General features: G+C 72.4%; 28 protein-coding genes. 11 read left to right on the top strand and 17 right to left on the bottom strand.

The features are described 5' to 3' along the window. Positions 1–29: 29 nt before the first annotated feature. Complete coding sequence (locus ACFVT1_RS17620; RefSeq protein WP_389796089.1) at positions 30–788, bottom strand: SDR family NAD(P)-dependent oxidoreductase; 759 nt, start codon at positions 786–788, stop codon at positions 30–32. Positions 789–842: 54 nt separating this feature from the next. Next, on the bottom strand, positions 843–1,178 hold the full coding sequence (locus ACFVT1_RS17615; RefSeq protein WP_389796087.1) for a YnfA family protein: 336 nt from the start codon (positions 1,176–1,178) through the stop codon (positions 843–845). A gap of 398 nt (positions 1,179–1,576) precedes the next feature. Here ACFVT1_RS17615 and ACFVT1_RS17610 point away from each other — a divergent pair, with 398 nt between their 5' ends. Beyond that, positions 1,577–1,981 (top strand): hypothetical protein, encoded by a 405-nt coding sequence (locus tag ACFVT1_RS17610; RefSeq protein ID WP_389796084.1) that lies wholly within the window; start codon positions 1,577–1,579, stop codon positions 1,979–1,981. A gap of 116 nt (positions 1,982–2,097) precedes the next feature. Here the strand turns inward: ACFVT1_RS17610 and ACFVT1_RS17605 are convergent, their stop codons facing one another. Beyond that, the gene (locus tag ACFVT1_RS17605; RefSeq protein ID WP_389796082.1) at positions 2,098–3,573 is read right to left on the bottom strand and encodes an FAD-dependent oxidoreductase; all 1,476 of its coding nucleotides are present in this window, start codon (positions 3,571–3,573) and stop codon (positions 2,098–2,100) included. A 125-nt stretch (positions 3,574–3,698) separates the two neighbouring features. On the opposite strand from ACFVT1_RS17605, the gene ACFVT1_RS17600 reads away from it, so the two are divergent. Together ACFVT1_RS17600 and ACFVT1_RS17595 are read left to right on the top strand one after the other, a co-directional pair. Next, positions 3,699–4,271, top strand: a complete 573-nt coding sequence (locus ACFVT1_RS17600) for a TetR family transcriptional regulator (RefSeq protein WP_389796079.1) — start codon at positions 3,699–3,701, stop codon at positions 4,269–4,271. Positions 4,272–4,474: 203 nt separating this feature from the next. After that, on the top strand, positions 4,475–4,972 hold the full coding sequence (locus ACFVT1_RS17595) for a MarR family winged helix-turn-helix transcriptional regulator (protein WP_389796077.1): 498 nt from the start codon (positions 4,475–4,477) through the stop codon (positions 4,970–4,972). Here the strand turns inward: ACFVT1_RS17595 and ACFVT1_RS17590 are convergent. Next, entirely contained in the window at positions 4,955–5,854 is a 900-nt protein-coding gene (locus ACFVT1_RS17590) for a Mut7-C RNAse domain-containing protein (protein WP_389796075.1), read from the bottom strand. The two genes, ACFVT1_RS17595 and ACFVT1_RS17590, sit on opposite strands and share 18 nt — an antisense overlap. Before the next feature lie 90 nt (positions 5,855–5,944). After that, a complete protein-coding gene (locus tag ACFVT1_RS17585) occupies positions 5,945–6,835 on the bottom strand; it encodes an SDR family oxidoreductase (RefSeq protein WP_389796073.1) in 891 nt (296 codons plus the stop codon). A gap of 231 nt (positions 6,836–7,066) precedes the next feature. Here ACFVT1_RS17585 and ACFVT1_RS17580 point away from each other — a divergent pair, with 231 nt between their 5' ends. Beyond that, the gene (locus ACFVT1_RS17580; RefSeq protein WP_389796071.1) at positions 7,067–7,504 is read left to right on the top strand and encodes a GNAT family N-acetyltransferase; all 438 of its coding nucleotides are present in this window, start codon (positions 7,067–7,069) and stop codon (positions 7,502–7,504) included. A gap of 2 nt (positions 7,505–7,506) precedes the next feature. Here ACFVT1_RS17580 and ACFVT1_RS17575 read toward each other — a convergent pair whose 3' ends face one another. Together ACFVT1_RS17575 and ACFVT1_RS17570 are read right to left on the bottom strand one after the other, a co-directional pair. Then, positions 7,507–8,043, bottom strand: a complete 537-nt coding sequence (locus tag ACFVT1_RS17575) for a GNAT family N-acetyltransferase (protein ID WP_389796069.1) — start codon at positions 8,041–8,043, stop codon at positions 7,507–7,509. Between the two features lie 61 nt (positions 8,044–8,104). After that, positions 8,105–9,028, bottom strand: a complete 924-nt coding sequence (locus tag ACFVT1_RS17570; RefSeq protein WP_389796066.1) for a DUF6597 domain-containing transcriptional factor — start codon at positions 9,026–9,028, stop codon at positions 8,105–8,107. Positions 9,029–9,118: 90 nt separating this feature from the next. Here ACFVT1_RS17570 and ACFVT1_RS17565 point away from each other — a divergent pair, with 90 nt between their 5' ends. Beyond that, a complete protein-coding gene (locus ACFVT1_RS17565; protein ID WP_389796064.1) occupies positions 9,119–9,691 on the top strand; it encodes a TIGR03086 family metal-binding protein in 573 nt (190 codons plus the stop codon). Between the two features lie 93 nt (positions 9,692–9,784). On the opposite strand, the gene ACFVT1_RS17560 is transcribed toward ACFVT1_RS17565, so the two are convergent. Further along, positions 9,785–10,981, bottom strand: coding sequence for a hypothetical protein (locus ACFVT1_RS17560; RefSeq protein WP_389796062.1), 1,197 nt, complete (start codon positions 10,979–10,981; stop codon positions 9,785–9,787). 148 nt (positions 10,982–11,129) lie between these two features. Between ACFVT1_RS17560 and ACFVT1_RS17555 the strand changes: the two genes are divergently transcribed. Beyond that, positions 11,130–11,432, top strand: a complete 303-nt coding sequence (locus tag ACFVT1_RS17555) for a hypothetical protein (protein ID WP_389796061.1) — start codon at positions 11,130–11,132, stop codon at positions 11,430–11,432. Between the two features lie 93 nt (positions 11,433–11,525). Here the strand turns inward: ACFVT1_RS17555 and ACFVT1_RS17550 are convergent, their stop codons facing one another. After that, positions 11,526–11,939: an arsenate reductase ArsC gene (locus tag ACFVT1_RS17550; protein ID WP_389796059.1), complete on the bottom strand. Its 414-nt coding sequence runs from the start codon at positions 11,937–11,939 to the stop codon at positions 11,526–11,528. A 211-nt stretch (positions 11,940–12,150) separates the two neighbouring features. Here ACFVT1_RS17550 and ACFVT1_RS17545 point away from each other — a divergent pair, with 211 nt between their 5' ends. Beyond that, entirely contained in the window at positions 12,151–12,462 is a 312-nt protein-coding gene (locus ACFVT1_RS17545) for an ArsR/SmtB family transcription factor (RefSeq protein ID WP_389796058.1), read from the top strand. Next, positions 12,462–13,571, top strand: coding sequence for an ACR3 family arsenite efflux transporter (arsB, locus tag ACFVT1_RS17540; protein WP_389796056.1), 1,110 nt, complete (start codon positions 12,462–12,464; stop codon positions 13,569–13,571). Before ACFVT1_RS17545 ends, arsB begins: the two co-directional genes overlap by 1 nt. A 182-nt stretch (positions 13,572–13,753) precedes the next feature. On the opposite strand, the gene ACFVT1_RS17535 is transcribed toward arsB, so the two are convergent. Both ACFVT1_RS17535 and ACFVT1_RS17530 read right to left on the bottom strand, forming a co-directional pair. Then, entirely contained in the window at positions 13,754–14,656 is a 903-nt protein-coding gene (locus ACFVT1_RS17535) for a universal stress protein (protein WP_389796053.1), read from the bottom strand. A gap of 29 nt (positions 14,657–14,685) precedes the next feature. Continuing rightward, a complete protein-coding gene (locus ACFVT1_RS17530) occupies positions 14,686–15,687 on the bottom strand; it encodes an Acg family FMN-binding oxidoreductase (RefSeq protein WP_389796051.1) in 1,002 nt (333 codons plus the stop codon). A gap of 324 nt (positions 15,688–16,011) precedes the next feature. On the opposite strand from ACFVT1_RS17530, the gene ACFVT1_RS17525 reads away from it, so the two are divergent. Together ACFVT1_RS17525 and ACFVT1_RS17520 are read left to right on the top strand one after the other, a co-directional pair. After that, a complete protein-coding gene (locus ACFVT1_RS17525; RefSeq protein WP_389796049.1) occupies positions 16,012–16,773 on the top strand; it encodes an HAD family hydrolase in 762 nt (253 codons plus the stop codon). Further along, positions 16,773–19,520 (top strand): glycoside hydrolase family 65 protein, encoded by a 2,748-nt coding sequence (locus tag ACFVT1_RS17520; protein WP_389796047.1) that lies wholly within the window; start codon positions 16,773–16,775, stop codon positions 19,518–19,520. The genes ACFVT1_RS17525 and ACFVT1_RS17520 overlap by 1 nt, the downstream gene beginning before the upstream one ends. On the opposite strand, the gene ACFVT1_RS17515 is transcribed toward ACFVT1_RS17520, so the two are convergent. Beyond that, positions 19,495–20,148: a TetR/AcrR family transcriptional regulator gene (locus ACFVT1_RS17515; RefSeq protein ID WP_389796046.1), complete on the bottom strand. Its 654-nt coding sequence runs from the start codon at positions 20,146–20,148 to the stop codon at positions 19,495–19,497. The genes ACFVT1_RS17520 and ACFVT1_RS17515 overlap by 26 nt on opposite strands. A gap of 128 nt (positions 20,149–20,276) precedes the next feature. Between ACFVT1_RS17515 and ACFVT1_RS17510 the strand changes: the two genes are divergently transcribed. Further along, positions 20,277–20,837: an NADPH-dependent FMN reductase gene (locus ACFVT1_RS17510; protein WP_389796044.1), complete on the top strand. Its 561-nt coding sequence runs from the start codon at positions 20,277–20,279 to the stop codon at positions 20,835–20,837. A 309-nt stretch (positions 20,838–21,146) separates the two neighbouring features. Here ACFVT1_RS17510 and ACFVT1_RS17505 read toward each other — a convergent pair whose 3' ends face one another. The 5 genes from ACFVT1_RS17505 to ACFVT1_RS17485 form a co-directional block, all read right to left on the bottom strand. Then, complete coding sequence (locus ACFVT1_RS17505; protein ID WP_389796042.1) at positions 21,147–21,785, bottom strand: sigma-70 family RNA polymerase sigma factor; 639 nt, start codon at positions 21,783–21,785, stop codon at positions 21,147–21,149. Positions 21,786–22,055: 270 nt separating this feature from the next. After that, a complete protein-coding gene (locus tag ACFVT1_RS17500) occupies positions 22,056–22,907 on the bottom strand; it encodes a hypothetical protein (protein ID WP_389796040.1) in 852 nt (283 codons plus the stop codon). Positions 22,908–23,066: 159 nt separating this feature from the next. Continuing rightward, on the bottom strand, positions 23,067–23,570 hold the full coding sequence (locus ACFVT1_RS17495) for a copper chaperone PCu(A)C (protein WP_389796037.1): 504 nt from the start codon (positions 23,568–23,570) through the stop codon (positions 23,067–23,069). 108 nt (positions 23,571–23,678) lie between these two features. Next, positions 23,679–25,967, bottom strand: coding sequence for a heavy metal translocating P-type ATPase (locus ACFVT1_RS17490; RefSeq protein WP_389796035.1), 2,289 nt, complete (start codon positions 25,965–25,967; stop codon positions 23,679–23,681). Then, complete coding sequence (locus tag ACFVT1_RS17485; RefSeq protein ID WP_389796032.1) at positions 25,967–26,191, bottom strand: hypothetical protein; 225 nt, start codon at positions 26,189–26,191, stop codon at positions 25,967–25,969. The genes ACFVT1_RS17490 and ACFVT1_RS17485 overlap by 1 nt, the downstream gene beginning before the upstream one ends. Positions 26,192–26,267 lie beyond the last annotated feature (76 nt).

Raw genomic sequence — 26,267 nt, 5'->3', positions numbered from 1 at the left:
CGCTCCGGGCCCTCGGGTGACCGCCGGGCTCAGGCGGTGCGGTGGACCTTGGAGTTGGAGGCCTGGGCGCGGGGCCGGACCACCAGGAGGTCGATGTTGACGTGGCTGGGGCGGGTGACGGCCCAGGTGATGGTGTCGGCCACGTCGTCGGCGGTGAGGGGGGCCTCGACGCCCGCGTACACCTTTTCCGCCTTCTCGGTGTCGCCGCGGAAGCGGGTGGTGGCGAACTCCTCCGTCTTGACCATGCCGGGGGCCACCTCGATGACGCGGACCGGGGTGCCGACGATCTCCAGCCGGAGAGTCTCGGCCAGGACGTGTTCGCCGTGCTTGGCGGCCACGTAGCCACCGCCGCCCTCGTACGTGGAGAGGCCCGCGGTGGAGGAGAGGATCACGATCGTTCCGTCGCCGCCCGCGGTGAGTGCGGGGAGCAGGGCCTGGGTGACGTTGAGTGTGCCGATGACGTTCGTCTCGTACATCTGGCGCCAGTCGGCGGGGTCGCCGGTGGCGACGGGGTCGGCACCGAGTGCGCCGCCCGCGTTGTTGACGAGGACGGCGAGGGTACGGAACGCCGTGGCGAACTCGTCCACCGCGTTGCGGTCGGTGACGTCCAGGGCGTAGGCGGTTGCCTGCTGGCCCGCCTCGTTGATCTCGGCGGCGAGCGCCTCGATGCGGTCCTTGCGGCGGGCGGTCAGGACGACGCGGTAGCCGGCTGCGGCCAGCTGTCGGGCGGTCGCGGCGCCGATGCCGCTGCTCGCTCCGGTGATGACGGCGATCGGGGTGGCAGCCATGACGGACTCCTCGGGCAGCTGATCGGTACGGGGCCAGGATAGGCAGGCGTGCGGTCAGTGGTTGCGGGGGGCGTACATGAGGACGGCCATGCCCGCCAGGCAGATCAGCGCGCCGGTCACGTCCCAGCGGTCGGGGCGGTAGCCGTCGGCGACAACGCCCCAGGCGATCGAGCCCGCGACGAAGACACCGCCGTACGCGGCGAGGATGCGGCCGAACTCGCCGTCCGGCTGGAGTGTGGCGACGAAACCGTAGGCGCCGAGCGCGAGGACGCCCGCACCGATCCAGCTCCAGCCGCGGTGCTCACGTACGCCCTGCCAGACGAGCCAGGCACCGCCGATCTCGAAGAGCGCGGCGACGACGAACAGAGCGACAGAGCGAGCGACGGCCATGGACGCAGCGTGTCATGGAAAGCGGAGGGCGAGGCAGAGGGGGCAGGGGGAAGAGGCAGGGGGAGGAGGCAGGGGGAGCGGTCGGGGGCGACTGGGGGCCCAAGGAGGTCCGGGGAGGCGCAGGGAGGTCCTGGGAGGCCCCGGGAGGTCGCGAGGGAGAGGCGCGCCGAACTCGTGGTGAAATGTGGATGTTTCGGGGTGATCTGTATCTTCAGGGCATGGTAGTGACACGTAGAGCCGCGCCCGTGGTGACCACCGCGGCGGCGGCGATGGCTATGGCTTTGGCCGTGGGGCTGGGAATGTGTGGCGCGGCTGGTGCTGCGGATACGGATACGGATACGGATACGACTAGGGCCGTGGCCGTGGCCGGGGCTGGGGACAGGATGGTGACCGGTTCGGTGACCGGGGGCATCGCGCCCGAGGCGGATGTGTCGCACCACGGCCATGTCTCGCTGTGGGGTTCGGGGCTCGGGGTCTGGGTGCAGAGCGTGGACCACGGACCGTCGAACCTGGCCGGTGTGACCGTACGGGTGCGTACGTCGCTGTCGCTCTCCGGGCGCCAGGAGTTTCCGGAGAGTTGTCTGCAGGCGGACCGGCAGACCGTGCTGTGTCGGACGGGCGAGCTGCGCACGGACGTGCCGGAGGGGCGGCAGCTCGCTCTCGAACTGCAGCTCGCGGGGCGGCCGGACGAGGTCGTCGTGCGGGTCGACACGCTGTGGAACGGCGGAGCGACCGATCGGAACCCGAAGAACAACGACCACGAGGTGCTGGCTCCGGCCACCGGGGACGAGTACGTCTTCTGACCCCCGGCGGTCGGCGATGCCGACGATGTCGTCGGTGATGTCGGAGGGACGGGCGCCGCGGGTGCAGGGCAGCGCGGAACGGTGTGCTGCGGTGGGCTTCGGCGCGGGGTGCGTGCTCATAAGGTGAGCGCGGCCCGCAGGGCTGCCGGGTCGGAACGGTCGCTCGCCCAGGCGATGTAGCCGTCCGGGCGGATCAGCAGGGTGGTCGTGCGGTCGCTGCGCCAATGCGCGTGCACCAACGGGATGGATGAGGGTGGAGCGGCGGCCTCGGTGGGGGTGACGAGGACGAATGCGCCATCGCGCAGGAGTTGGTGGAGGCGGCCCTCCCGCAGACTCAGGTCCGGGGCGCGCTTCGCGGTGAGTGGGTGGGCCCCGCGCGGGGCCGCGTAGGCGATCGAGATGCCGGAGACCAGGCCGATGGTCTTGTCGGAGGCGGGCCGGATCATGGACAGCGCTGTGGTGGTGAAGGCCCGGACCGTTCGCTGGAGCGGGGTGTGGGCCATGGCGAGGCGGAGGATTGCTCCGCTGGAACGGAGCACCATGGTGCCGACCGGGTGCCGTTCGGTGTGATAGCTGTCGAGCAGTGCCTCCGGGGCGGCCGTGTGTCCGCGCAGTACGGCGGCGAGCTTCCAGGAGAGATTGGCCGCGTCCTGGAGGCCGGTGTTCATGCCCTGCCCGCCTGCGGGTGAGTGGACATGGGCGGCGTCCCCCGCGAGGAAGACGCGGCCGGTGCGGTAGGCCCGCACCTGGCGTTCGTCGCTGTGGAAGCGGGAGATCCAGCGCGCGTCGTGCATGCCGTAGTCGGTGCCGAGGGCGCGGCGGGTGATCGCGCGGAGTTCGTCGAGGTCGACGGGGGCGCTGTCGGCGGGCTGGTGGGTGCGGGTCCAGCCCATCACGCGGTACCAGCCGTCGCCGAAGGGGGCGATGAAGGTGAAGGCGTCCCCTACGCCGTTGATCGTCAGGAGGTCGGGCGGCTCCTCGGTGAGCCGGACGTCGGCGAGGACGATCGACCGGATGACGGCCTCCCCGGGGAAGGGAAGGCCGAGTGCCTGGCGCACCCGGCTGCGCACTCCGTCGGTACCGACGAGGTAGCGGGCGCTGAGCGTGGTCGCCCTGCCGTCCGCCTCGCGCAGTTCGGCGGTGACGGTCCCCGATGCGGCGTCCTGGTGGAGCGCCGTCAGCTCCGTGCCGTACCGGAAATGGACGCCCGCGGTGCGGCCGCGGCGCTCCAGCAGGCGCTCCACCTCGTACTGCGGGGTGATCAGCACGAAGGGGAAGCGGGTGCGCAGCCGGGAGAGATCGAGCGAGACCTTGCCGAAGAAGCGCAGGGCGGAGAGGGATGTGCCCGTCTTGATGAGCTCGTCGGCCACGCCGCGGTTGTCGAGCAGTTCGAGTGTGCGGGCGTGTACGGCGAAGGCGCGCGTCATGTTGCTGGTCTCGTGCGGGCGGCGCTCCACGAGCGTGACCGAGAGGCCCTGGGCGGCCAGGTCGCCGGCGAGCAGCAGGCCGGTGGGGCCTGCGCCCACGACGAGTACGTCGATGGTGCCGGTGCTGGTGTCGGTGTCGGGTGCGGTGCTCGGGGTGGTGGTCATGTCTGCCTCCTGTGCCCGTTCGTCAGCGGTCACCTTCGTGCCAACAAGCGTTGGTCAACACTTGTTGGCAACCGTAGCTCCCGCACAGTTGGCGTGTCAACAGGTGTTGGCCTACATTTGTTGGCATGAAGACGAAGCCCGCCGCCCCCCGCCGCTCGGATGCCACCCGGGCTGCGATCCTCGAAGCTGCGCGTGAGCGGTTCGCTGCCGACGGGTACGAGCGCGCCACCATCCGGGCCATCGCCCGCGACGCGAATATCGATCCGTCGATGGTCATGCGCTACTACGGCAACAAAGAGGGGCTTTTCGCTGCGGCGTCCGTGATCGACCTGCGGATCTTCGAGCTGGGCGCGATACCGGACAAGCACATCGGCGCCGCCTTCGTCGCGCACTTCCTGGACCGGTGGGAGGGCGACGACGTGCTCACGGGCCTGCTCAGGGTGGGCGTCACCAATGACGCCGGCGCCGAGCGGATGAGGGAGGTCTTCGCCCAGCAGATCGGTCCGATGGCGGCCGGTGTCTGCCCCGACCCGGCCGCCGCACCGCGCCGGGCGGCCCTCGTCGCCTCGCAGATTCTGGGGATGGCGCTTGCGCGGTACGTCCTGCGCATCGAGCCTGCCGTCTCGATGCCGCGCGACGAGGTGATCGCCTGGCTCGCACCCACCATTCAGCGCTACCTGACCGCCGAGCGGCCTTAAGGGCATCTGTAGAGGCATCTGTCGAACGTGCTGGTCATGGCCGTTCGATGGTGGCGGTGGCGGTGGCGGTGGCGGTGGAACGGTGGCCCGGGGCGGCGGGCGGCGGCCGGGGCGGTCGGCGACCCGGTGGCGAGGGTGCGACGGTCGGCTGCGGTGATCGAGCTGCCGGACGCCCCGCAGCATCTGCTTCGTACACTTTCTGCATGCCGCAGAAGTCCCGGGGGCGCCGCAGTGCGCTGATGGCCGAGCTGACCGTCGAGTCACGCCGTTACATGGCCGCGTACGCCCTCTTCAATCAGGCCGTAGCGGACCACCTGCGGTTGCATCCGACGGATCTCCAGTGCCTCAACCTGCTCAGTCTGGAGGCAGCCCCGGTCACCACGGGGCGCGTCGCCGAGCTGACCGGGCTCACCACCGGGTCGGCGACCCGGCTGGTCGACCGGTTGGAGCGGGGCGGCTACGTGACGCGCGAGCGGGACACGGCCGACCGGCGGCGGGTGCTCGTCACGACCGTTCCGGAGCGGATGGCGGAGATCGGTGCGGTGTGGGGGCGGCTGAACGGGGCGTGGGCGGCGATGTTCGAGGCGTACGACGATGACGAAGTGGCGCTGCTCATCGCGCATATGCGGCGGACCGCCGAGCTGAGCGCGCGGCAGGTCACGGCGTTGCGGGAGGGCGGCCCGTCAGTCATTGGCTCCTGAGGGCTCTGAGGTTCCTGGGGCTCCTGAGGGTTCCGAGCTGCTGGGGGATCGTGAGGCTTCCGGGTCGAAGGCCGGCGGGCTCGATGGTGCCCCGCCCCTGCCCCGGCCGGTTTCCCGGCCGTTCTCCTGGCCGGTTTCCCGGGCGTCGTCCGGGGAGGTGGGCGCGAAGTCGTGGAGCGCCTTCGTGACAATCGTGTCCAGGTGGGTGTGGTGGGCGCCCCGCCAGTAGACCCGGTCGCACTCCGTGCACTGCGCGAAGACGTCGTACGAGCGCCGGGTGCCGTGTTCCAGCCGGCCGCTGACGGAGTCCTTGTCGGCCGCCTTCAGCGGGCCGTTGCAGGCGGTGCATCTGGTCCAGGGGGCCAGGTGCGGGGCGAACCGTTCCAGCACGTCCCGGAGTTGGTCCTCCGGCCGGTCGCTGTAGACGTACGCGCCGGCCCAGATCTCCCGTCGGTGCAGCAGTCCGCGGTCCCGGGAGAGCAGGACGCGGCGCTCGTCCGCCGACCGGGCGGCCAGCGCGGCGTCGCCGATGTCCTCGCTCTCGTACGCCGCGTCGACACCCAGCAGCCGAAGCCGCCGGGCGAGCGTGCCGAGGTGGACGTCGAGCAGGAACCGCAGGGGCGCGCCCGGGACGCGCTGCGGGCGTTCCACGGCGCGCACCTCGACCAGTTCGCCCGCCCCCGGGATGTGTGAGACGGATACGGGCCGGCCGTCGACCAGGAGCTGCCCGGCCTCGGTGAGCGGGATGCCGAGCGACTCCACGACATGGCCGAGGGTGGACGAGCCGTCGGTGGTCACGGCCGAGCGTCCCCGACGGCGTTCATGGGCGACGAAGAGCCGCAGCTCAGGGGCGACTTCGAGGTGGATTTCCGGTCCGTTCACCTCGTCAGGATGTCATCGAGTGGGGTGCGTCGGCGAGGGCTTTCCGCGCGGGCGCCACCGTCACGGGGCTCTGCCGCCGGGGTGCAGGGCTCAGGGGCGGAAGGCGGCCGCGTTTTCCTCGGCCCAGGTGGCGAAGGTGCGGGCCGGGCGGCCGGTCAGCTTCTCCGTATCGCCGGTCACCTCGGCCGGTGAGCCGTCCGCGGCGGCGGCGTAGGCGAGCAGCGCGTCGGCGATCGGCCCGGGAACGAAGGGGGCCACGGACTCCTTCCAGGCCGCTCCGGTCACGGTGTTGACGGCAATGGGGCGCCCGGATGCGGCCGCCAGCAGGCCGACCTGCTCGGTGGCGGTGAGCGATTCGGGGCCGGTGAGGTGGTACGCCGCGTTCCGCAGCAGAGGGTCGGTGAGAACGGCGAGGGCGGCCTCGGCGATGTCCGTCCCATGGATCGGGCTGGTGTGGCTGCGGGGGTGGGGGAGGTCGACGGAGCCGCGGGCCCGTACCGACTGCGCCCACTGGTACGCGTTGCTCGCGAAGGCACCCGGGCGGAGCAGCGTCGTGGTGAGGGGTGAGGCCGTCAGAGCCCGCTCCACCGCGTGGTGGGAGGCGGCGATCGGGTTGTCATGGGCGTCCGGGGCGAGGACCGAGCTGGAGGACAGCAGCACGATGTGGCCGACCCCGGCGGCCTCGGCTGCGGAGAGGAAGGCGTCGATGCCGGACGCCTCGGCGTAGAGGAAAACGGCGTCGACCCCGTCGAGAGCGGTCGCGAAGGTGGTCGGATCGCCGAGATCGCAGGCCACGACCGGTACGCCGGCGGGCAGTGCGCCGGCCGTGGCCGGGAGGGGAGCGGTACGTGCGGCGGCGGTCGGGCCGGTGAGCCGGTCGGGGTTGCGGGAGGCGGCGCGTACGGCGTGGCCGTCCCGGTGCAGAAGCGAGACGAGCATGGCGCCGATGCGGCCGCGGCATCCGGTGACGAGAGTGAGCATGGGGAGGGGTCTCCTCTGATGGTGTTCCGCCGGGTGTCCCGTCGGGCGTTTCCCTGGGCGTTTCCTTGGGCGTTTCCTTGAGGGGCTCGCCGGGGTCTCTCCGAAAGGCCAGCTGCCTGATCCGAGCATGTACCTGCTTCGCGCATAAACTGCGTGGCGCAGAGAATATCCTGAGGGAAGGTCCGCCCGTCAAACGTTTTCGGGCGGGCGCCGGGTGCCTACAGTTCCCGCATGAAGATCCTCGACCTCGAACCCGGCGATGCCCGACTGGCCGCCGACCTGCTTCCCGTCCTGCGTGAACTCCGTCCCCACCTCACCGAGGAACTCTTCCGGGAGGTGTATGAGAAGGGGTACCCGCAGGGACTGCGGTTCAGCGCCGCCTACGACGACGACGGCGCCTGCGTGGGCGCGGCCGGTTGGCGTGTCGTCCACAACACCAGCCGGATCCGGATGCTGTACGTCGACGACCTGGTCACCGCCGAAGCGTCCCGTTCCACCGGCGTCGGCCGTCGGCTGCTCGGGCACCTCGAAGGGCGGGCCAGGGAGGCGGGTTGTCTGCACCTCAACCTGGACTCGGGCACGCAGCGCACCGACGCCCACCGCTTCTATCTGCGGGAGCGGCTGAGCATCGGCGCGTTCAACTTCGAGAAGGTCCTCGATCTGGACTGAGGTCAGCGCGCCCCACCCGGGGTGAGATCCAGCCGCCAGTCGTTCGTCAGCAGCGCGTGGCCGGGCGGGTACTCGAAGTCGCACTCGCCGATCAGGGTGAAGCCCGCCTTGCGGCACACCGCGTTCGACGCGCCGTTGTCGACGGACGGATAGGCGTGCAGACAGCGGTGTTTGTGCTCGGCGCGGGCCTGCTCGGCCACGGCCGCTGTGGCGGCCGTGGCGATGCCCAGGCCCTGGTACCCGGGGAGGACGGCCCACCCCGTCTCGTATACCTCCCGGCCCTGCCAGGTCCGCTCCCAGAAGCCGATCGTGCCCACGGCCTCGTCCCCGTCGGCCAGGGTGATGCGGAACATCCTGCCCCGGCCCGTACGGTCCGCGCTCATCGCCGCATAGCGCCCGTGACGCGCTATGAGCTGCTCCTCCGACTCGGGACCGCCCAGGTGATCCATCAGCTCCGGTGCGTTGGCACGGCGGAGCAGCTCCAGGTCGGCCTCCGACCAGGGTTCGATCCGTACGGGCGACGAAGCGGTGCGTTCCATGCCGAAAACTGTAGGAGGAGGCACTGACAGTCGGGCAGGGCTCGGGGGGATCGCCGCGGGTCTACGACAGTTCGGGGCGGTCGGGGCGGTTGGTGGTGTCGGCAACGTTGGTGTGGTCGGCGGTGTCGGTGCGGCCGGTGGTCTCGGTGCTGGACTTCTGTGGCCGGTGCGGGGCGAACGCCGTCGGGGGGACGCCGACCGTTGCCGTGAAGTCCCTGATCAGGTGGGCCTGGTCGCTGTAGCCGAGCTCCGCCGCGAGAGCCGCCCAGTCCACCTCCGGATCCGACTCGGCCCGCTCCAGGGCCTCGTGGATGCGGTAGCGGAGGATGACCCACTTGGGGCCGACGCCGACGTACGTGGCGAAGAGCCGCTGGAGCGAGCGCGACGACACCCCCTCGATCCGGGCGAGCTCGTCGACCCGGCGCACCGTGCGGTCCGTGCGGACCAGGTCGACCAGGGCCATCGCACGGTCGGCCTGCGGGTCCGGTTCCGGGCCGAGCGCCATCAGGTACGCGTCGAGCGCCGCCACCCGCGCGTCCTCGTCCGCCGGGTCCAGCACGGCCGACGGCGGGGCGGGCGGGAGGAACACCTCGTCGGCGGGAAGCCGCCGCCCCGTCCACTCGGAGACCGGCCGGGCCGGTGCGAACGGGCGGAATCCGCCGGGCCGGAACTGCACTCCGCAGACCCGGCCCCGTCCCTCCAGCTTCTGTGTGAAGAGCTCCAGGCCGATGCCCGACACCTCGGCGAACCCGGCGGCCCCGGGATCCTCGCCGACCCCCGTCCCGTACCGCTGGAAGACCAGGTTCACGGACGGGTGCGGCACCAGATGGGAGGCGTACGGCTCCGGCAGATCCCAGTCGATCAGCCAGTAGTGCTCCAGGTACGGCCGCAGTCCGGGGGCGGGTTCGCGGCGGCGGAAGCGTACCTGCGCGAAGAGTTCGGGGGCGTCGACGATGCCCCGGGTGTCGCGTCGCGGACCTGGCATGGCGGCGATCCTACGGTGGGCGCGGTGCGCCGTGGGAGCCGTGTCGCGTTTCTTCAAGCACGGGGGCGCGCCGGCGTGCAAGGTCGGAGGATGGAGAAAATCAGCGAGTTGCTGGAAACGGCTGCCGGGCGGGCCGTTCCCGTGCTGGCCGGGATCGACGACAGCAGTCTGGGAGACCCCACGCCGTGCGCGGAGTACGACGTACGGGCCCTGATCAACCACCTGTTCCACGTGGTCGTCAACTTCCAGGCCCTGGCGGCCCGCAAGGAGGTCGACTTCGGTGAGGTGCCGGACGCCGTCACGGGGGACTGGCGGGCGCGCTTCGGCGAGGAGACGGCCGAGCTGGTGGCGGCCTGGGCCGTGCCCGGGGCCGACGAGGGGACCGCGGGGGCCATGGGGCTCCCGGCCAGGACCGTCGGGAACATGGTGCTGGGCGATCTGACCGTTCACGCCTGGGACCTCGCGCGGGCCACCGGCCAGGAGTTCGTTCCGGACGAGTCCGTGCTGAACGAGATCGGCCCCGGGCTGGCCGCGATGGCGCCGATGGCCCGGGAGGCGAAGGTGTTCGGCGAGCCCCACCCCGTGCCGGTAGGGGCCGGCCCCTTCGAGCAGGTGCTGGCGCTGACCGGCCGGGATCCGGGCTGGCGTCCGCCCGGCGCGTGATGCCGGGATCCGGACGGGGAACGGGGGCGGGGATGAGGCGGACGGGGACGAGAACGGACGGAGGGTGGGTGGCGGGCCTGCGGGGTCGCCGCCTCATCGGCTCCATATGTGCAGGGCGTCGCCCGAATCCGCCACCGTGTACCAGGTGCCGTCACCGAGGGCCGTGACCCCGCCCGATATCGGGAAGGGGTACGTGATCCGGGCGGTCACCCGCATCCCTGCCTCGCCCGCGCCCACCAGCCAGTGGCGCGGCTCGCCGTACTCCTCGTCCCTCTCCGACGTACCGGCGATGACGGTCCCCTCGCCGAGGAAACCGCACGTGTAGTCCCAGAGGGTCACGTCGGCGTCCACGTCGTCGGGATCGGCACCGGGGTGGCGGGGAATCGCGGTGCCGCTGTCGAGTGCGCACAGTACGGATCCGTCGTCGACCCGGTGCACGCCGAGCGTCTCCTCGTCATGCGTCACCGTCAGAAAGCGTTCGCCCGACGGACTCACCGCCGTCAGGATCCGCTCGTCGTTGCAGAACCGCTCGACGGAGAGGTTCGCGCCGTCCCACCGGCCCCAGAGCATCGGTACCCCGTCCTGCCCCTCGCCGACGCACAGCCCCATACGGGCAGGGTCGGGGTGCGGCACGTGGTCCGAGCCCGCGGCCTCGGTCTCCGCGTCCGCCCGGCCGAGGACCCGCCCGTCGGCGGCGTCGATGACCAGCCACTCGTCCAGCGCCTCCGGGTCCGGTCCGGCCGCCGCCACGGGGCCGCGGATGTGGGCCCACACGAGTCTCCCGTCCGCCGAGAAGACGGCCGAGCCGCTGTTCGCGTACTGATGCGAAGGGTCGGCCGCGTACTCCTCGTAGGCGGTGTGCAGCGTGGGGCAGTCGGCGTCCCAGCAGCCGTGCCGGACCTCCCAGCGCACCGCGCCCGTCGGGTCCACCGCGCGCAGCGCGTGCACTCCGGCGAAGACCGCGAGATCGCCGCCCGGTGCCACCGTGCAGGTGCCGAAGGTGCGGGGCCAGGGAGCGGGGAAACGGATCACCGGGGCGCGTTCGGTGTCCGGGGCGACGGAGACGAACGCGGCGGCCAACTCGGTGTCGCCCCGCTGGAGGAGCAGACACCGGTCGGAGGCGGGCGGTGCGCCGCCGGGGGCGTGCTGTCCGCTCGGCCGCCGTACGGGGCGCCCGTCCGGCCGTTGTGCGGGCCACCGCAGGAGGCGCGGAGCGTCTGCCGCGTCCTGCGCGCGGTCCAGCGGTGCGGTGAGCGTGGCGACTGGACGTGCGGCGGCAGCGTTGGCCATGCGTCGGCCCTCCCCCTCGTACATGAGCGCATCGCATCGATACGGGGAGAACCGTACGGTCCGGGACTGACAGCCCTTCATGCCCTTGGGGCGGGCGCTCCGGCGGCCACCCTTCGACTGCTCAAGTGTTCGACGTAGTATCCGGTTTGTGGACCGTGACGATGAGCCAGTCTTCATTCGGAGCAAGTGGGGGACGAGCCGCTACGTCTACAACCCCCGCAACCCCGTCGGTCTCGCGCTGATCGTGATCACCCTGCTCTTCACCGTGGTCATGCTGATCCTCATGCGGGAGCGTGCGGGCCCCTTCGCGCCCCCCGAACCCACGCCGTGGAGCACCGTGCCGGCGTACGAACCCTGGCCGGCTTCGACGTACGTCCCCGCCTACCCCACGCCGGGTGCGGCGGAACCGAGCGAGGGTGAGCCGAGCGCGGGCCAGCCGAGCGCGGGCTAGTCGAGCGCGGGCCAGCCGTGTTCGGAAGGCCCGTCGGGCCCGTGAAGCGGTGCGGCGGTGCGGCGGTGGAGCGGTGGACCGGGGCGGCGGGCGTCACTCCGGCGTGACCGGGGCGATCTCCTCGATCAGGCCCTCGACGAGGTTCCTGATCGCGTCGCGGATGGGGCGGACGGACTCGACGTCCCGGCCCGCCGGGTCCTCCAACTTCCAGTCCAGGTAGCGCTTGCCGGGGAAGACCGGGCAGGTGTCGCCGCAGCCCATGGTGATGCAGACGTCCGACCCGCTGACCGCGTCGGCCGTGAGGACCTTCGGGGTCTCGGCGGAGATGTCGATGCCGACCTCGCGCATCGCCTCGACCGCGGCCGGGTTCACGGTGTCGCCGGGTTGCGACCCCGCCGAGCGGACCTCGACGCGGTCCCCGGCGAGGTGGGTCAGCCAGGCGGCGGCCATCTGGGAGCGGCCGGCGTTGTGGACGCAGACGAACAGCACGGAAGGCTTGTCGGGCATCGGGGATCTCTCCTGTCGCGTGGCGTGTCACACGGCGGAATCGGTGGTGAGTGGGACGAGGGGGAGCGGTATCAGAAGTGAGCGCCATGCGGGAGTGGGCGACGTGTCGGGGTGAGTGAGGGGCCTCGGGAGGGGAGTCGGCGTACGAGCGAGGAAGTGGTGCATCAGCATTCCCTGACGTCATTCACCGCTGATGTGAAAGTATCAGTCCATGATGACGTCAGCCACCACTGATCTGATCCGGGTCCTCGCCGACCCGCTCAGACTGCAGATCGTGACCCTGCTCGCCCACGAGACCCTGTGCACCACGCACCTCGTGCACGAGACGGGGGCGCGGCAGACGAACCTCTCCAACCATCTGAAGATCCTGCGCGAGGCGGGTGTGGTGGAGACGGAGCCGTGCGGCCGGTTCACGTACTACAAGCTGCGCCCCGAGGTCATCGAGGCGCTCGCCGGCTCCTTCGGCGAGCTGGCCGCAGCCGCGCGCACGACCGCCGAGACCGGCCGGAAGCGGGCCTGCTGATGGCCGCGACGGGGCCGGACGCCGCCGCCGCGCCGTCGCGGAGCGGTGACGGTGACGGTGACGGCGCGATCGTCGCCGGACTGTCCACGCTGGACCGGTTCCTGGCCGTGTGGATCCTGATCGCCATGGGGCTCGGGCTGGGTCTCGGCCGACTGATCCCGGGGCTCGACGACGTTCTCGCCGAGGTCGAGATCGGCGGTGTCTCGCTGCCGATCGCCGTCGGCCTGCTGGTCATGATGTATCCGGTCCTGGCCAAGGTGCGCTACGACAGGTTCGACGCCGTCACCGGGGACCGCCGGCTCATGGCGTCGTCCCTGGTCGTCAACTGGATCGTCGGCCCCGCCGTCATGTTCGCGCTGGCCTGGATCTTCCTTCCCGACCTGCCCGAGTACCGCACCGGCCTGATCGTCGTCGGCCTGGCCCGGTGCATCGCCATGGTCATCATCTGGAACGACCTGGCCTGCGGCGACCGCGAAGCCGCCGCCGTGCTCGTGGCGCTCAACTCGGTCTTCCAGGTCGTCGCGTTCGGGCTGCTGGGCTGGTTCTACCTCGACCTGCTGCCCGGCCTGCTGGGGCTCGGCGACGGCCAGGATCTCGACATCTCCATGGCGAAGATCGCCCTCAACGCCGCCGTCTTCCTCGGCGTCCCGCTGGTGGCCGGCTTCCTCACGCGCCGCATCGGCGAGAAGAGGATGGGACGTGACGGCTACGAGGCGAGGTTCCTGCCGAGGATCGGCCCCTGGGCCCTGTACGGGCTGCTTTTCACGATCGTCGTCCTCTTCGCGCTCCAGGGCGGAACCATCACCTCCCGGCCGCTGGACGTCGCCCGCATCGCGCTGCCGCTGCTGGCCTACTTCGCGGTGATGTGGTTCGGCACGTTCCTGTTCGGCAAGGCCATCGGTCTCGGCTACGAACGCACCGCGACGCTGGCCTTCACGGCCGCCGGAAACAATTTCGAGCTGGCCATCGCGGTCGCCATCGCCACGTTCGGTGTGACATCCGGTCAGGCGCTGTCGGGTGTGGTCGGGCCGTTGATCGAGGTACCGGTCCTGATCGCCCTGGTGTACGTATCGCTGGCCTGGCGCAAGAGGTTCGCGCCCCCGTCCTGAGCGCGTGGGGCGTGCGTACGGCGGCCGAGGGGGCGGAGGGGGCGGATGGGGGCGGAGGGGGCGGATGGGGTGAATCGGGCCGCGGAGGCCACGGCAGCCGGGGAGGCTGCTGCTGACCTGGGCACGACTCTTGCGCGGTCCGCCCCGGGTTCGGTCCGTCCCGGGCTCGGTCCGCCCCGGGTTCAGTCCGCCCCGGGTTCGGGACGCCGGTAGGCATCGGGGACGACCGCGACCGGGCAGGGCGCGTAGTGCAGCATCGCGTGGTTCACCGGGCCCAGGTGGCTCCCGTGCCATCCGCTGGGCCGGCGCGCGCCGACGACCAGCAGTTCCGCGCCCTCGGCGGCTTCGATCAGTTCATGGTGCACCGGCCCCTGCACCACCGACCTGTGGACCGTGATGTCGGGGGCACCGGTCCGGTCCAGCTTCGTCAGCACCTCTTCGAGGTGCTCCTCGGCCTGCTGGTGGTGTGCGGAAGCCGGGGATCCCGAGATGAGCGGATGGGGCCGGGCCTGGTGGGCGGGGCTGCGCCAGGCCCGTACGGCGACCAGCTCGCCGTGGCGCGATGCGGCCTGGGCGAGTGCGAAGACGAGGGCCGCCGACGGTTCCGCGGCGTCGCTGATCCCGACGACGACACGGCCGGGCCGTGGCGGGGTGTCCGGCGTCCGCGCCGGGATCACCACGACCGGGCAGTGGGACCGGCCGGCCAGCGCGAGGCTGACGGACCCCAGGAGCATCCCGGCGATCCGGCCCCGGCCGCGGGAGCCGAGGACGACCAAGGCTGCCTCGTGGCTCTCCCTGACGAGTGCGGCCACGGGGTCCTCGGGTTCCACGGACGCCGCCACGGCCACCTCGGGGCCGAGCCGCAGCGCGCGTTCCCGGGCGCCGGCGACGAGATGCTCGGCGAGGACCTGTTCGCTGGGACGCTCGGTGTCGGAGGCGGGGCGCATGCCTTCGTAGTGTTCCCACAGCGACGCGTGGACGACGCGCAGGGGGTGCCCCGAGCGCGCCGCTTCCGCCGCCGCCCAGTCCAGGGCGCGCAGACTGCCCTCCGATCCGTCCACTCCGACGACTACGGGGAGCCGCATCGCTCCCACCGCCTTCCGTACGGGTGTTCCTACGGTTCGATGGTCAGCACCTGGGCCAGGGGACGGCGTGGCGTACGTGGTCCTGTGGGCCCGTACCCCAGGCGCACGATCATCTGCGTGTGTCCCGTGCCGGAGACCGGGTCGCGCAGCAGCCAGCGCAGGTCCGGCCACTCGACGGGCTGGGTCGCGAACGAGGTGGACACCTGGTGGAGCGTGGCGGCGAGCAGGACGCGTTCCAGTGCCTGACCGGCGCGCAGCCAGTCCACGGCCCGATCGCCCGGGGTGGTCAGCAGGGCCAGCTGCGGACGCTTCTCGAACGGGACGCGTGGCCGGCCCGGGAACACGCCGGTTCCGGCGAAGTCGCGGGTGGTCGCTCCTTCGGAGGCGTCCCGGGGGCCGAAGGCGTAGTCCGGTATGCCGTCGACGGGCGCCTCGGTCTTCGTGTCCCGGGTCCACCGGTGCTCTTCCGCCACCCGCGCCGGGTCCCCGCGGTCGTATCCCTCGGCGTCCCGGATCAGTTCGAGCACGGTCTCCAGATGCGGCGAGGCCAGGAACGTGAAATCCGCGCCCTCGGCGCGGGCCGCGTCGGTGAGGTGCGCGCGGACGTCCTCGGGGACCGCCTGCTCGTCGAACGGGTAACGGCTGGTGTGCCGTTCCCGTATCGCGGGATGGAGAGCGGCGAGCGCCTCGTCCGCGGGCTCTCGTGGGGCGTCGGGGCGGCTGCCGAGCCGTACGGTGGCGAGCACGGCCGAGTCCGACGGCTCGGGCAGCAGCGCGGTGACCGCCTCCAGGCCCCGGTGGGCGGCGGACACCCGCAGATTCAGCAGGGCCGCGCCACAGCCGATGTGCAGCGCACGGGCGGCGGGGTCGGCCTCCGGCATCACGCGGTCGAGATCCGCCAGAAGAGTGAGGGTCCGGCCGGCCCGGGTGTAGCGGAACTGCCAGGGCTGGGCGTTGTGCATGGACGGGGCGGCGGTGGCGTCGGCGACGAGACCGGTCAGCGTCGTGTCGTCGAGTGGCTGGCTGAGCATCGGAACTCCCGGGAGGTCGGGAACGGTCGATGTCCCTCCAGCATGGAACAGATCTCGTCCCGGTGGGATGGGCCGTTCGGCCCTCCCCCGGATCAGGAGGGGCGGACGCGGTCTCCGGGCGGGCGGACGCGGGCTCCGGACGGGCGGACGAGGGGTTTCGGGCGAACGGATGCCGGGCTTCGTGCAGGCGGACGCCGGGCTCCGGACGGGCGGACGGTGGACGGGAGCCCACGCCGCGCCCGTGCGCCGGAACCGTGGTGCCATGAAGAAGGGCCCCGACGAAGAGCCCCCGACGAAGAGCCCCTGACGGAGGGACCCCCGGTCATGGCAGCCGCGTCGTCCCTGGCACCGTGCCTGCGCTCGGTGCGGGCCGTGGTCTTCGATACGGACGGAGTGATCATCGACTCCGCCCGGCGCCATTCCGCCGCCTGGAAGAAGGCGTTCGACGCCTGTCTGTCGGGCGTGGAGGGGCAGCGGCCCTTCGACCCCGTCGACGACTACCTGCGCCACGTCGACGGCCGTTCCCGGCGGGACGGCGCGGCGGCGTTCCTGGCGTCGAGGGGGCTGGACCTTCCCGAAGGCGGCCCCGACGACCCACCCGGAACCGCGACCGTGTGCGCGGTCGCGGCCCGCAAGGACGAGTTGTTCACCCGCAGTCTGCGGACCGAGCCGATCGACGTCTGGCCAGGCACCGTCCGCCTCCTCGACGTGCTGCGCGGCGAGCGGACGCCCTGCGCCGCGGTGTCCGCGTCCCGGCACGCGACGGAACTGCTGTCGCGGGTCGGCCTCATCGACCGGTTCGACGCCGTGATCGACGGGAACGAGGTGCGTCGGCTGCGACTGCCGGGGAAGCCGGACCCCGCGCTCTTCGTCGAAGCGGCACAACGTCTACGGGTCCCGGTCCCGGAGACCGCCGTGGTGGAGGACGCGCCGGCCGGGGTCGAGGCCGGGCGGCGGGGCGGTTTCGGACTCGTGGTCGGCGTGGACCGTACGGGCAGCCCCGCCGGCGCCGCCGAGTTGCGCCGCCGCGGCGCCGACCTCGTGGTGTCCGATCCGGGGGATCTGCTGACGGCCGGTGACGACTGATGGCGCGGGCCTGGACCTGGTCGTACGAAGGATACGACCCGCGGGAGGAACGGCTGCGGGAGGCGCTGTGCACGCTCGGCAACGGGTACTTCGCCACCCGCGGAGCCGCATCCGAGACACCTGTGGCGTCCGACACGCCCCTGACGCCCGAGGACCGGCCGCACTACCCCGGCACCTACGTGGCCGGCTGCTACAACCGGCTGACCTCCACGGTCCGGGGCCACCGGGTGGAGAACGAGGACCTGGTCAACCTCCCGAACTGGCTGCCGCTGCACTACCGCATCCACCCGGCCGGCACCGCCCCGGGACCGTGGCTCACCCCGGACCACGAACACCTCGTGGAACACGGCCAGTCACTCGACCTGAGCGGCGGCACGCTGACCCGGCGGTCCGTCTACGAGGACGAGGCCGGGCGGCGGCTGCATGTGGAGCAGTGCCGGCTGGTGCACATGGGCGATCCGCATCTCGCCGCCCTGCACACGGTGTTCCGGGCGGAGGGGTGGACCGGCGTGATCGAGGTGGAGGCGGGGATCGACGGCGATGTCCGCAACTCCGGCGTCGCGCGGTACCAGGAGCTGTCGAACCGGCACCTCACCGGCTGGGTGACCGGCGCGGCGGACGACGGCGTGGTGTCGCTGAGATGCCGCACGGTGGAGTCGGACATCGGCATCGCGCTGGCGGCCCGCACGCTGGCGGTGTACGGCGGTGAAGGGGGAGAACGGCGAGAAGGGGAACGGCAAGAGGGAGAACAACGGCCCCACTCCGGCCCCGCCCCCGACGCCGAGCCCGTCTCCGACGCCGGCCCCGTCTCCCACTCCGGCCCGGGATCCGACTTTGCCCCCGATCTCCACCCTTCCCCCCGGCAGACGGAGAAGGCGGTCTTCCAACGGCTGGTGCTGCCGCTGAGTTCGGACTCCGATGCCACCGCTGCCGTCGCCGTCGACAAGACGGTGGCCCTCCACACCACGCGCGACCCCGCGATCGGCAACCCTCTGCGGGCCGCTGTGGACGCGGTGCGAGGGGCCCCGGACTTCTCACAGCTGCTGTCCTCGCACCGGCGGGCCTGGGCCGACCTGTGGCGGCAGGTACGGATGGACGTCCCGGGCGAAGCGGGCCGCGTGCTGCGGCTGCACCTCTTCCACGTCCTGCAGACGCTCTCCCCGCACACCGCCGAACTCGATGTCGGCGTACCGGCGAGAGGGCTGCACGGCGAGGCGTACCGGGGCCATGTCTTCTGGGACGAGCTGTTCGTGCTGCCGTTCCTGAACCTGCATCTCCCGGAGGTCTCCCGAGGGCTTCTCGATTACCGCTACCGCCGGCTGCCCGCGGCCTGCCGGGCGGCGCGCGAGGCAGGGCGGGCGGGGGCCATGTACCCCTGGCAGAGCGCGGCCGGCGGGCGCGAGGAGACCCAGGAGCTCCATCTCAACCCGCACTCGGGGCGCTGGCTGCCCGACCGCTCCCGGTTGCAGCACCATGTCGGCTCGGCCGTCGCGTACAACGTCTGGCAGTACTGCCAGGCCACCGGGGACATGGAGTACCTGTACTCCAGGGGTGCGGAAATGCTGCTTCAGATCGCCAGGTTCTGGGCGGACAGCGCCGAATGGGACGAGTCCCTGGCCCGCTACCGCATCCGCGGTGTCGTCGGACCGGACGAGTACCACGACGCCTTTCCGGGAACCGGGGCGGCGGGCCTCGACGACAACACGTACACGAACGTGACAGCGTCCTGGGTTCTGTCACGTTCGACGGAGCTGTACCGGGCACTGCCCGAGACGCGGCGTCACCGGCTGCTCGACCGGCTGCGCCTCGACCCCGCCGAACCGGAACGCTGGGACGACATCTCCCGTCGGCTGCATGTGCCGTACCACCGGGGCGTCATCAGCCAGTTCGCCGGTTACGGGGAACTGGACGAGCTCGACTGGGACGGCTACCGGAAGCGGTACGGGGACATCCGGCGGCTGGACCGGATCCTGGAGGCGGAAGGTGACACCGTCAACCGCTACCAGGCGTCCAAGCAGGCCGATGTCCTGATGCTCGGTTACCTCTTCTCACCGGAAGAACTCGCGGGCCTCTTCCGGCGGCTCGGGCAACCGCTGGACGACGACCTCTGGCACGCCACCGTCGACTACTACCTCGCGCGTACGAGCCACGGCTCCACGCTCAGTTCCCTGGTCCACACCTGGGTGCTGGCCCGGGTGCGCCGCGAGGAGGCGTGGAAGTTCTGCGAGGAGGCGCTGATCGGGGACGTGGCCGACATCCAGGGCGGCACCACCGAGGAAGGCATCCACCTGGGGGCGATGGCGGGCACCCTGGACTTCGTGCAGCGCGGGATGACGGGACTGGAGACCCGCGACGACGCACTGTGGCTCGCACCGGCCACGCTGCCGCAGCTCTCGAAGTTCGGGGTGCGGATCCGGTTCCGCCGGCACTGGGACGTGGACCTGCGCTTCCGAGCCGGGCGGCTCCGGATCGCCGTGCCGGACTCGCGCCACCCGGCCGTCCGGGTCGTCCTGGGAGGCCACACCCATGTGATCGCCCCCGGTACGGCCCGATGGCTCGACCTGCCCCCGACCCGGCACCCCTCCCCGCCGCCCGCCCCCGTCGGCCCCGCCCCGTCCGCTCACACTCCGCCCGGCCCCGTCCCGCCCGGCCCCGTCCCGCCCGGCCCCGTCCCGCCCGGCCCCGTCCCGCCCGGCCGTCCCGCGAGTGCTCAGGAGCCGGCTACGGGGCCGCCACGAGCCGTGTGACCAGGTGGTGCCAGCCTTCCTCCAGGCGCTCCAGCGGTATGCCGCGCTCCTCGGTGAGGTGGTGGACGAGAGCGGTGTCCACGGACGCGAGCAGGGTGTGCGCGAGCAGTTCGGGGTCGCCGGACACCTGTGCCCCGCGCAGCAGCATCGTGATGTGGCTGAGCCGCAGACGGCTCGCGGGGACGGCGTAACTGCGCAGCGGGTCGGTCCGGCCGGCCAGGATCAGGGGGTGGTGATCGCGCTCGTGGCGCAGGACGGCGGGCCCGAAGGCATGCAGCCGCTCCGTTGCCGCGGCGTCGGGGCCCAGGGGCGGCGGGCCCGAGAGGAAGGCGGCCTGGAACCGCTCCTCCCGATGGTCCAGGAGCGCGATCAGAAGCCCGGCCCGGTCGCCGAAGCGCCGGAACACGGTGCCCTTGCCCACCCCCGCGGCGGCGGCCACCGACTCCATGGTCAGGTTCGCCGCTCCGCACTCGGCCATGAGCCGGGAAGCCGCGTCCAGCAGCCGCGTGCGGTTGCGCGCGGCGTCCGCCCGTAGCTGCGGCGGCCCACCGGTCGGGGCGAGCGGGAGATTCGTCCGCGCCTCGCCGGGGTCGGAGGGCCTGAGCGGCGGAACAACGGGACCGGTCATGGGCTCAGCGTAGCGCCTGAACAGGAAAAGTGGACCCCGGTCCGGTTAGGTGGTACAAATTTCAACGGACCACGGTCCGCTTGTTTCTTTCCGCAGTATCCGAAGCATCCGCCTTCCGGGAGTTCCCCATGTCTGTACGCATCCTCGCGCTCGTCGGCAGCCTCCGCGCCGGCTCGCACAACCGCCAGCTCGCCGAAGCCGCCGCCAAGCACGCCCCCGAGGGCGTCGACATCGAGCTGTACGAGGGCCTGGCCGACGTGCCCTTCTACAACGAGGACACCGACGTCGAGGCAGGCGTCCCGGCCGCCGCCGCCCAGCTGCGCGAGGTGGCCGGCCGCGCCGACGCGTTCCTGCTGTTCTCGCCCGAGTACAACGGCACCATGCCGGCCGTCCTGAAGAACGCCATCGACTGGCTGTCCCGCCCGTTCGGCGCCGGTGCCATCTCCGGCAAGCCGGTCGCCGTGGTCGGCACCGCCTTCGGCCAGTACGGCGGCGTCTGGGCGCAGGACGATGCCCGCAAGTCCGCCGGGATCGCGGGCGGTGTGGTCCTGGAGGACGTCAAGCTGTCCATCCCCGGCTCCGTGACGCGCTTCGCCGAGACCCACCCCGCCGACGACGCCGAGGTCGTCACCGCGATCACCGAGGTCGTCCGCCAGGTCACCGCCCAGGCCGCGCCCGCCGCCGCCTGACCCGTCCCGTGCGGTGGCGGCCCGCCGAGGATGCCGCGCCGCCGCCGCACGAAGCCGTGGCGCCGCACGAAGCCGTGGCGCCGCACGAAGCCGCGCCGCCGCACGAAGCCGTGGCGCCGGGGCGTCGGACATCCGCACATACCCATGTCGTGCGGCGTGCGGAGCGGTGTTCTCCCTCCGCGTGACCGGGGAACTCCCGTGCGTTTGCCACCGACTACCGAGGGGCGTGCGTCCACGCACGCCGACGACCGGGGCCGTCCCCGCGAGGGAACGGCCCCGGCCCCGTCGGCCTGATCCAAACGAAAGACCCTAGGCGGCCGACGCGAGGCCCGCCCCGCTCGGATCCTCGGCCGCGGTCAGTTGCGCGGTCAGCGCGGTCCGGGCGCGAGCTACTCGCGAGCGCACCGTTCCCACCGGGCAGCCCGCCGCGCGGGCGGCCTCGGCGTAGGAGAGCCCGAGGACCTGGGTGAGCACGAACGCCTGCCGACGGTCGTGGGGGAGAGCGGCGAGGAGTTCCTCCAGCGCCACCCCCTCCTCGAAGCCGGGCAGGGCGAGCGGCTGTGTGTGTTCGACGGTCACGCGCCAGTTGTCCGTGTCGGCGAGCAGGGGGCGCGCGGCAGCCCTGCGGAAGTCGTCGACGACGGCGCGGCGCGCGATGGCGAGCAGCCAGGTACGGGCCGAGGAACGGCCCTCGAAACGGTGCAGGCTTCGCAGGGCTCGCAGGAACGTGTCCTGCGCCAGGTCCTCGGCCCTCTGCGGATCGGCGGAGAGGTGCGCGACGTAGCGCACGACGTCGCGGTGCAGCGCCCGTACGAAAGCGTCGGCCGCTTCCGCGTCCCCGGCGCGGGCGGCGAGCGCCCAGCCGGTGGAGTCGGTGTCCTCCTGGGTCCAGTCTCCGGGGGCGGAGGTGCGTTGTGGCCCGCGGCGGGCGGGCAGCTTGGTGTTCATCGCCAGGTGTGTCCTTCACGGATCTGTCCGGCGCCCGGGCATCCGGTCTTGGCGCGCGTGCGGACGCCGTACACGGTTCGGGCACGTCGCACGTCGCGGGTCGCGGGTCGCGGGAACGGTCCCGGGGTCTCCGGTGAATGGGGGCACCCGCACCCTTCGGGGCCGGGTGTGCCGGAGGACGCCCGCTTCGCGCGGGCACGACGGCCGGCGGCCGGTCGCCGACGGGCCGCGGGCCATGGAAGTACGTCCTCCGGAATGCCTGCCGCGCAGTCAGAACGCGGCGAGCACCGCCGGAGGCCCGCGCCGGTCGAGCGCGCGGGCGCACCGGAGCCCCTGCGGCAGCCGGTCGCTGAGACCCCGGCGGGGGCGCAGGCGGCGGCGCGGGGGTGGGAGAGGCGCGGTGAGGAGAGGGTGAAGGGGGCCGAGCAGACGGCCCGCGACGGCGCGCAGGACCTGGAAGGCAGCCCGTTCGCCCTGGGCGAGCCACAGGCCGCAGACGAGCGCGGCGAGGAGGTGTGCGGCGAGCATCCCGGTCGAGGACATCCCGGCCATGTCGTGGCCCAGGTGCCCCATCGAGCCCATGTGGTCCATCGTGCCGGAGTGCCCCATCGAGCCCATGTGGTCCATCGTGCCGGAGTGGTCCATGCCGGCCATGTGGTCCATCGTGCCGGAGTGGTCCATGCCGGCCATGTGGCCCATGGCAGCGGAGTGGTCCATCCCGGTCGCGTCCATGCCGCCCGTACTGCTTGTGGCGGGGACGCCGGTGCCCGCCCGGGAGGCGTACGTCCTGCCGTCCGTCGAGCAGAGGTTGCCGAAGAGGAGGCGGACGGGCGAAGTCGTGGCGAGGGAGCCGCTGACGGAACCGGGAGAGGTCTGCACGGCAGCGAACGCACTGTGCAGCAAAGACTGTGCCGCCACGGCGAGGCCGGTGACGAGCCAGGGGCCGCGCTCCCGGGCGGCGAACCACCAGCCGGGGACCGCGAGCGCCAGGAAACCGGCGGTGAGCACCCAGAAGGGCAGGGGGCTCTCGGACATGAGGACGTGTCCGGTCGCGGCGAGTGTGACGGAGACGACGGCGAACATCGCCGCCCTCACCGCCCGTCCGACCGGTCCCGCCTCCATGGCGATGCATCCTCCCATCGCGGGACGCCGGTGGACATGGCGCGGTGTCCGACTCGCTTCCCATGCCGGAAGAGCCCCTGCCGGCAGCGGAATCCGGCCTGTGCGGAGGATGCCGCCTGCCGAGGCGCGCATGGTGCTACCCGCGCCTCGGCCGCGCTCTCACGCCGTCACCGTGCCCGGCCGGACGACAGTCGCCTCGATGGTCACGGGGGCGCGGTGTGCGAAATGCAGGGTGAAGGAGACGCGTTCGCCGGGTCGCCACGTCTTCCGGGGCCGAACGGTCACGTCGATTCCGTGCGGTGCCATGGTCAGCCCGTCCCGGGCCGGGACGGCGACGGAGTCCACCGGCTGCCGGTACGCGGCGCCCGAGGGCGTCATGCGGTGCCGACTCAGTGCGGGGCGTACGGCAGTGTCCGGTGAGGTGACCGTGAGGAGCCGGTCGGCGGAGCCGCCGTCGTTGGCAAGGGTGAAGAAGGCGGCGGTCTCCGGGGTCGTGCCGAGCGGCTGGAAGACGTACGCCCTGGTGACGGCGACGTGCGGCGGGGTACCCGCGCGCCCGCCCGCCGTCCAGGCGCCGAGTCCCGCGAGCGCGAGACCGCACGCGAGGACGGGAACGCCGACAGCGGCGATGGGGGCGTGGAACCGGGTGGGCGGCAGACCCATGCTCACCGTTCTCCCTCGTGGCGGTACGTGGCGGTACGTGGCGGCGTGTGCCGGTGCATGGCGGCAGGCGGTGGGTGTCCGTGGTCGTCGGCAGCGAATGGCGCGGCATCAGAAGGCAGCCCTGGGAGAAGGACGACGACGCCCGGCGACGGCGGCGGCAGCGGCGGGCTGCCAGCGGCGCAGGCGGAGGCTGCTGAGGACGACGAGGACAGAGCTGAGGGACATCGCGGCGGCGGCGAGCATCGGGTTGAGCAGGCCGACCATCGCGAGCGGAATCGTCACGACGTTGTAGCCGAAGGCCCACAGGAGGTTGCCGCGGATGGTGGCGAGGGTGTGGCGGGCGAGGCGTACGGCATCGGCGAGGGCCTCGATGTCGTCGCGTACGAGGGTGATGTCGGCGGCGCCGATGGCGACGTCGGTGCCGGTGCCCATCGCGATGCCGAGGTCGGCCTCGGCGAGCGCCGCTGCATCGTTGACCCCGTCGCCCACGACGGCGACCCGGAGGCCCTTCTCCCGCAGCTCCCTGACGAGTTCCGCCTTGCGCTCGGGGGCGCAGCGGGCGTGTACCTCCTGGATGCCGAGTGCGGAGGCGACGGCGCGCGCGGGTTCCTCCTGGTCGCCGGTGGCGAGGACGGGGCGCACTCCGAGGCGGCGCAGACGGTCGACCGCGTGGTAGCTGCCGGGGCGTACCACGTCCCCGAGCGCGAGAACGGCCTCGGGCCGTTCGTCCACGTACACGACGACCGGGGTGTGCGCCGCGCCCAGCGCGGCGGCGAGCCCCGAGCCCAGCTCCCCGGACAGCTCGCCCTCCGGGGCGCGGACCTCGACCAGCCGCCCGTCCACGTGCCCGCGCACGCCGTGGCCCGGGGTCGCGGCGAAGCCGTCGAGCGCGTCGGTCCGTACGGCGCCTTCGGCGAGGACACGCTCGGCGTGGAGCACGACGGCACGGCCCAGGGGGTGTTCGGAGCCCGTCTCGACGGTCGCGGCCAGACGCAGGGCCTCCTCGGCGCCGATGCCGTTCTCGCGCGAGGTGACGGCGGTGACGGTGAGGTGGCCCGAGGTGAGGGTGCCGGTCTTGTCGAGGACGACGGTGTCGATCCGGCGCAGCGATTCGAGTGCCTGCGGCCCTTTGACGAGGATGCCGAGCTGGGCGCCGCGTCCGGTCGCGGCCATGAGGGCGGTGGGCGTGGCGAGGCCGAGGGCGCAGGGGCAGGCGACGACGAGGACCGCGACGCAGGCCGTGAGGGCGGGCTGCGGGTCGGCGCCGGCGCCGAGCCAGAAGCCGAGGACGGTGACGGCGAGGGTGAGGACGACGGGTACGAAGACCCCGGCGACGGAGTCGGCGAGCCGCTGCGCGCGCGCCTTCCCGGACTGGGCCTCGGCGACGAGCGCGGTGATACGGGCGAGCTGGGTGTCGGCGCCGACGGCGGTGGCTCGTACGAGGAGGAGCCCGCCCGCGTTGACGGCGCCCCCCGTGACGGCCGAACCGGCTGCCACCTCGACCGGCTGGGTCTCGCCGGTTACCAGGGACAGGTCCACGGCGGACGTGCCCTCGACGACCTCGCCGTCCGTGGCGACGCGCTCTCCCGGCCGTACGAGGAAGACCTGGCCCACCGCGAGGCGGGCGGCGGGGACGGTGCGTTCGACGGCCCCGCTCCGTACGGTCACCTCCTTCACGCCCAGCTCGGCGAGCGCGCGCAGCGCGGCCGAGGTGCCGTGCCGGGCGCGTGCCTCCAGGTGGCGCCCGAGCAACACGAAGAGCGGGACGCCGACCGCCGCCTCCAGGTAGACGTGTGCGATTCCGTTCGAGGCGGCCGGCAGCAGGGTGAACGGCATCCGCATCCCCGGACGGCCCGCACCACCGAGGAACAGTGCGTACGCGGACCAGCAGAAGGAGGCGAGCACGCCGAGCGAGACGAGCGTGTCCATCGTGGCCGCCCCGTGGCGCAGTCCGCGCAGTGCGCGCCGGTGGAAGGGCCACGCGCTCCAGAAGGCCACGGGAGCGGCGAGTACGAAGCACAGCCACTGCCAGTTCCGGAATTGGAGCGCGGGCACCATCGACAGCACCAGGACGGGGACGGCAAGGAGCGCGGTCACGACGAGTCGTCGCGGGACGCCCGGCTCGGCGTCCCCGTCCTCCCGCGTCCTCTCCGTCGAGGGCGGTTCCGGCAGGCGGGCCGTGTAGCCGGCCTTCTCGACAGCCTCGACCAGCGACCCGGTACCGAGGTGGACCGGGTACTGGACCCGGACCGTGCCGGTGGCGAGGTTGACGGAGGCGGTCACGCCCTCCAGCGCCCCGAGCTTCTTCTCCACCCGGCGCACACAGGCCGCGCAGGTCATGCCGCCGACGACGAGATCGGTCGTGGCGACCGGCTGCGGCGCGGTCTCCTGGCGCATCAGTGACCGTCTCCATGGCCCATGCCGCCCATGTCACCCGTGCCGGGGCCGTCCTCGTGGTGCGAGACCCCGCGCATGTCGGGAGCGACCGGCCCGGCGAGTCCGCCTACGCCGTACGAGACGGCGAAGAGGGTCACGAGCAGGAGCAGGAAGCCCCCGAACAGCACGTAGGGCACTGAGGAGACGGAACGCCGGCCGGCGGGGGGCGTCACCGAGTGGTCCATGAAGAGGCTCCGGCGAGAGTGCGGGCTTTACGCTCCAGATGTCGGGCGTACCCGCCCGCGAGTTCCCCGGCGCGCG

This window comes from Streptomyces sp. NPDC057963, assembly GCF_042887155.1.
In the GTDB taxonomy this organism is placed as follows: Bacteria; Actinomycetota; Actinomycetes; order Streptomycetales; family Streptomycetaceae; genus Streptomyces.
This window is presented reverse-complemented; position numbering and strand designations above follow the sequence as displayed.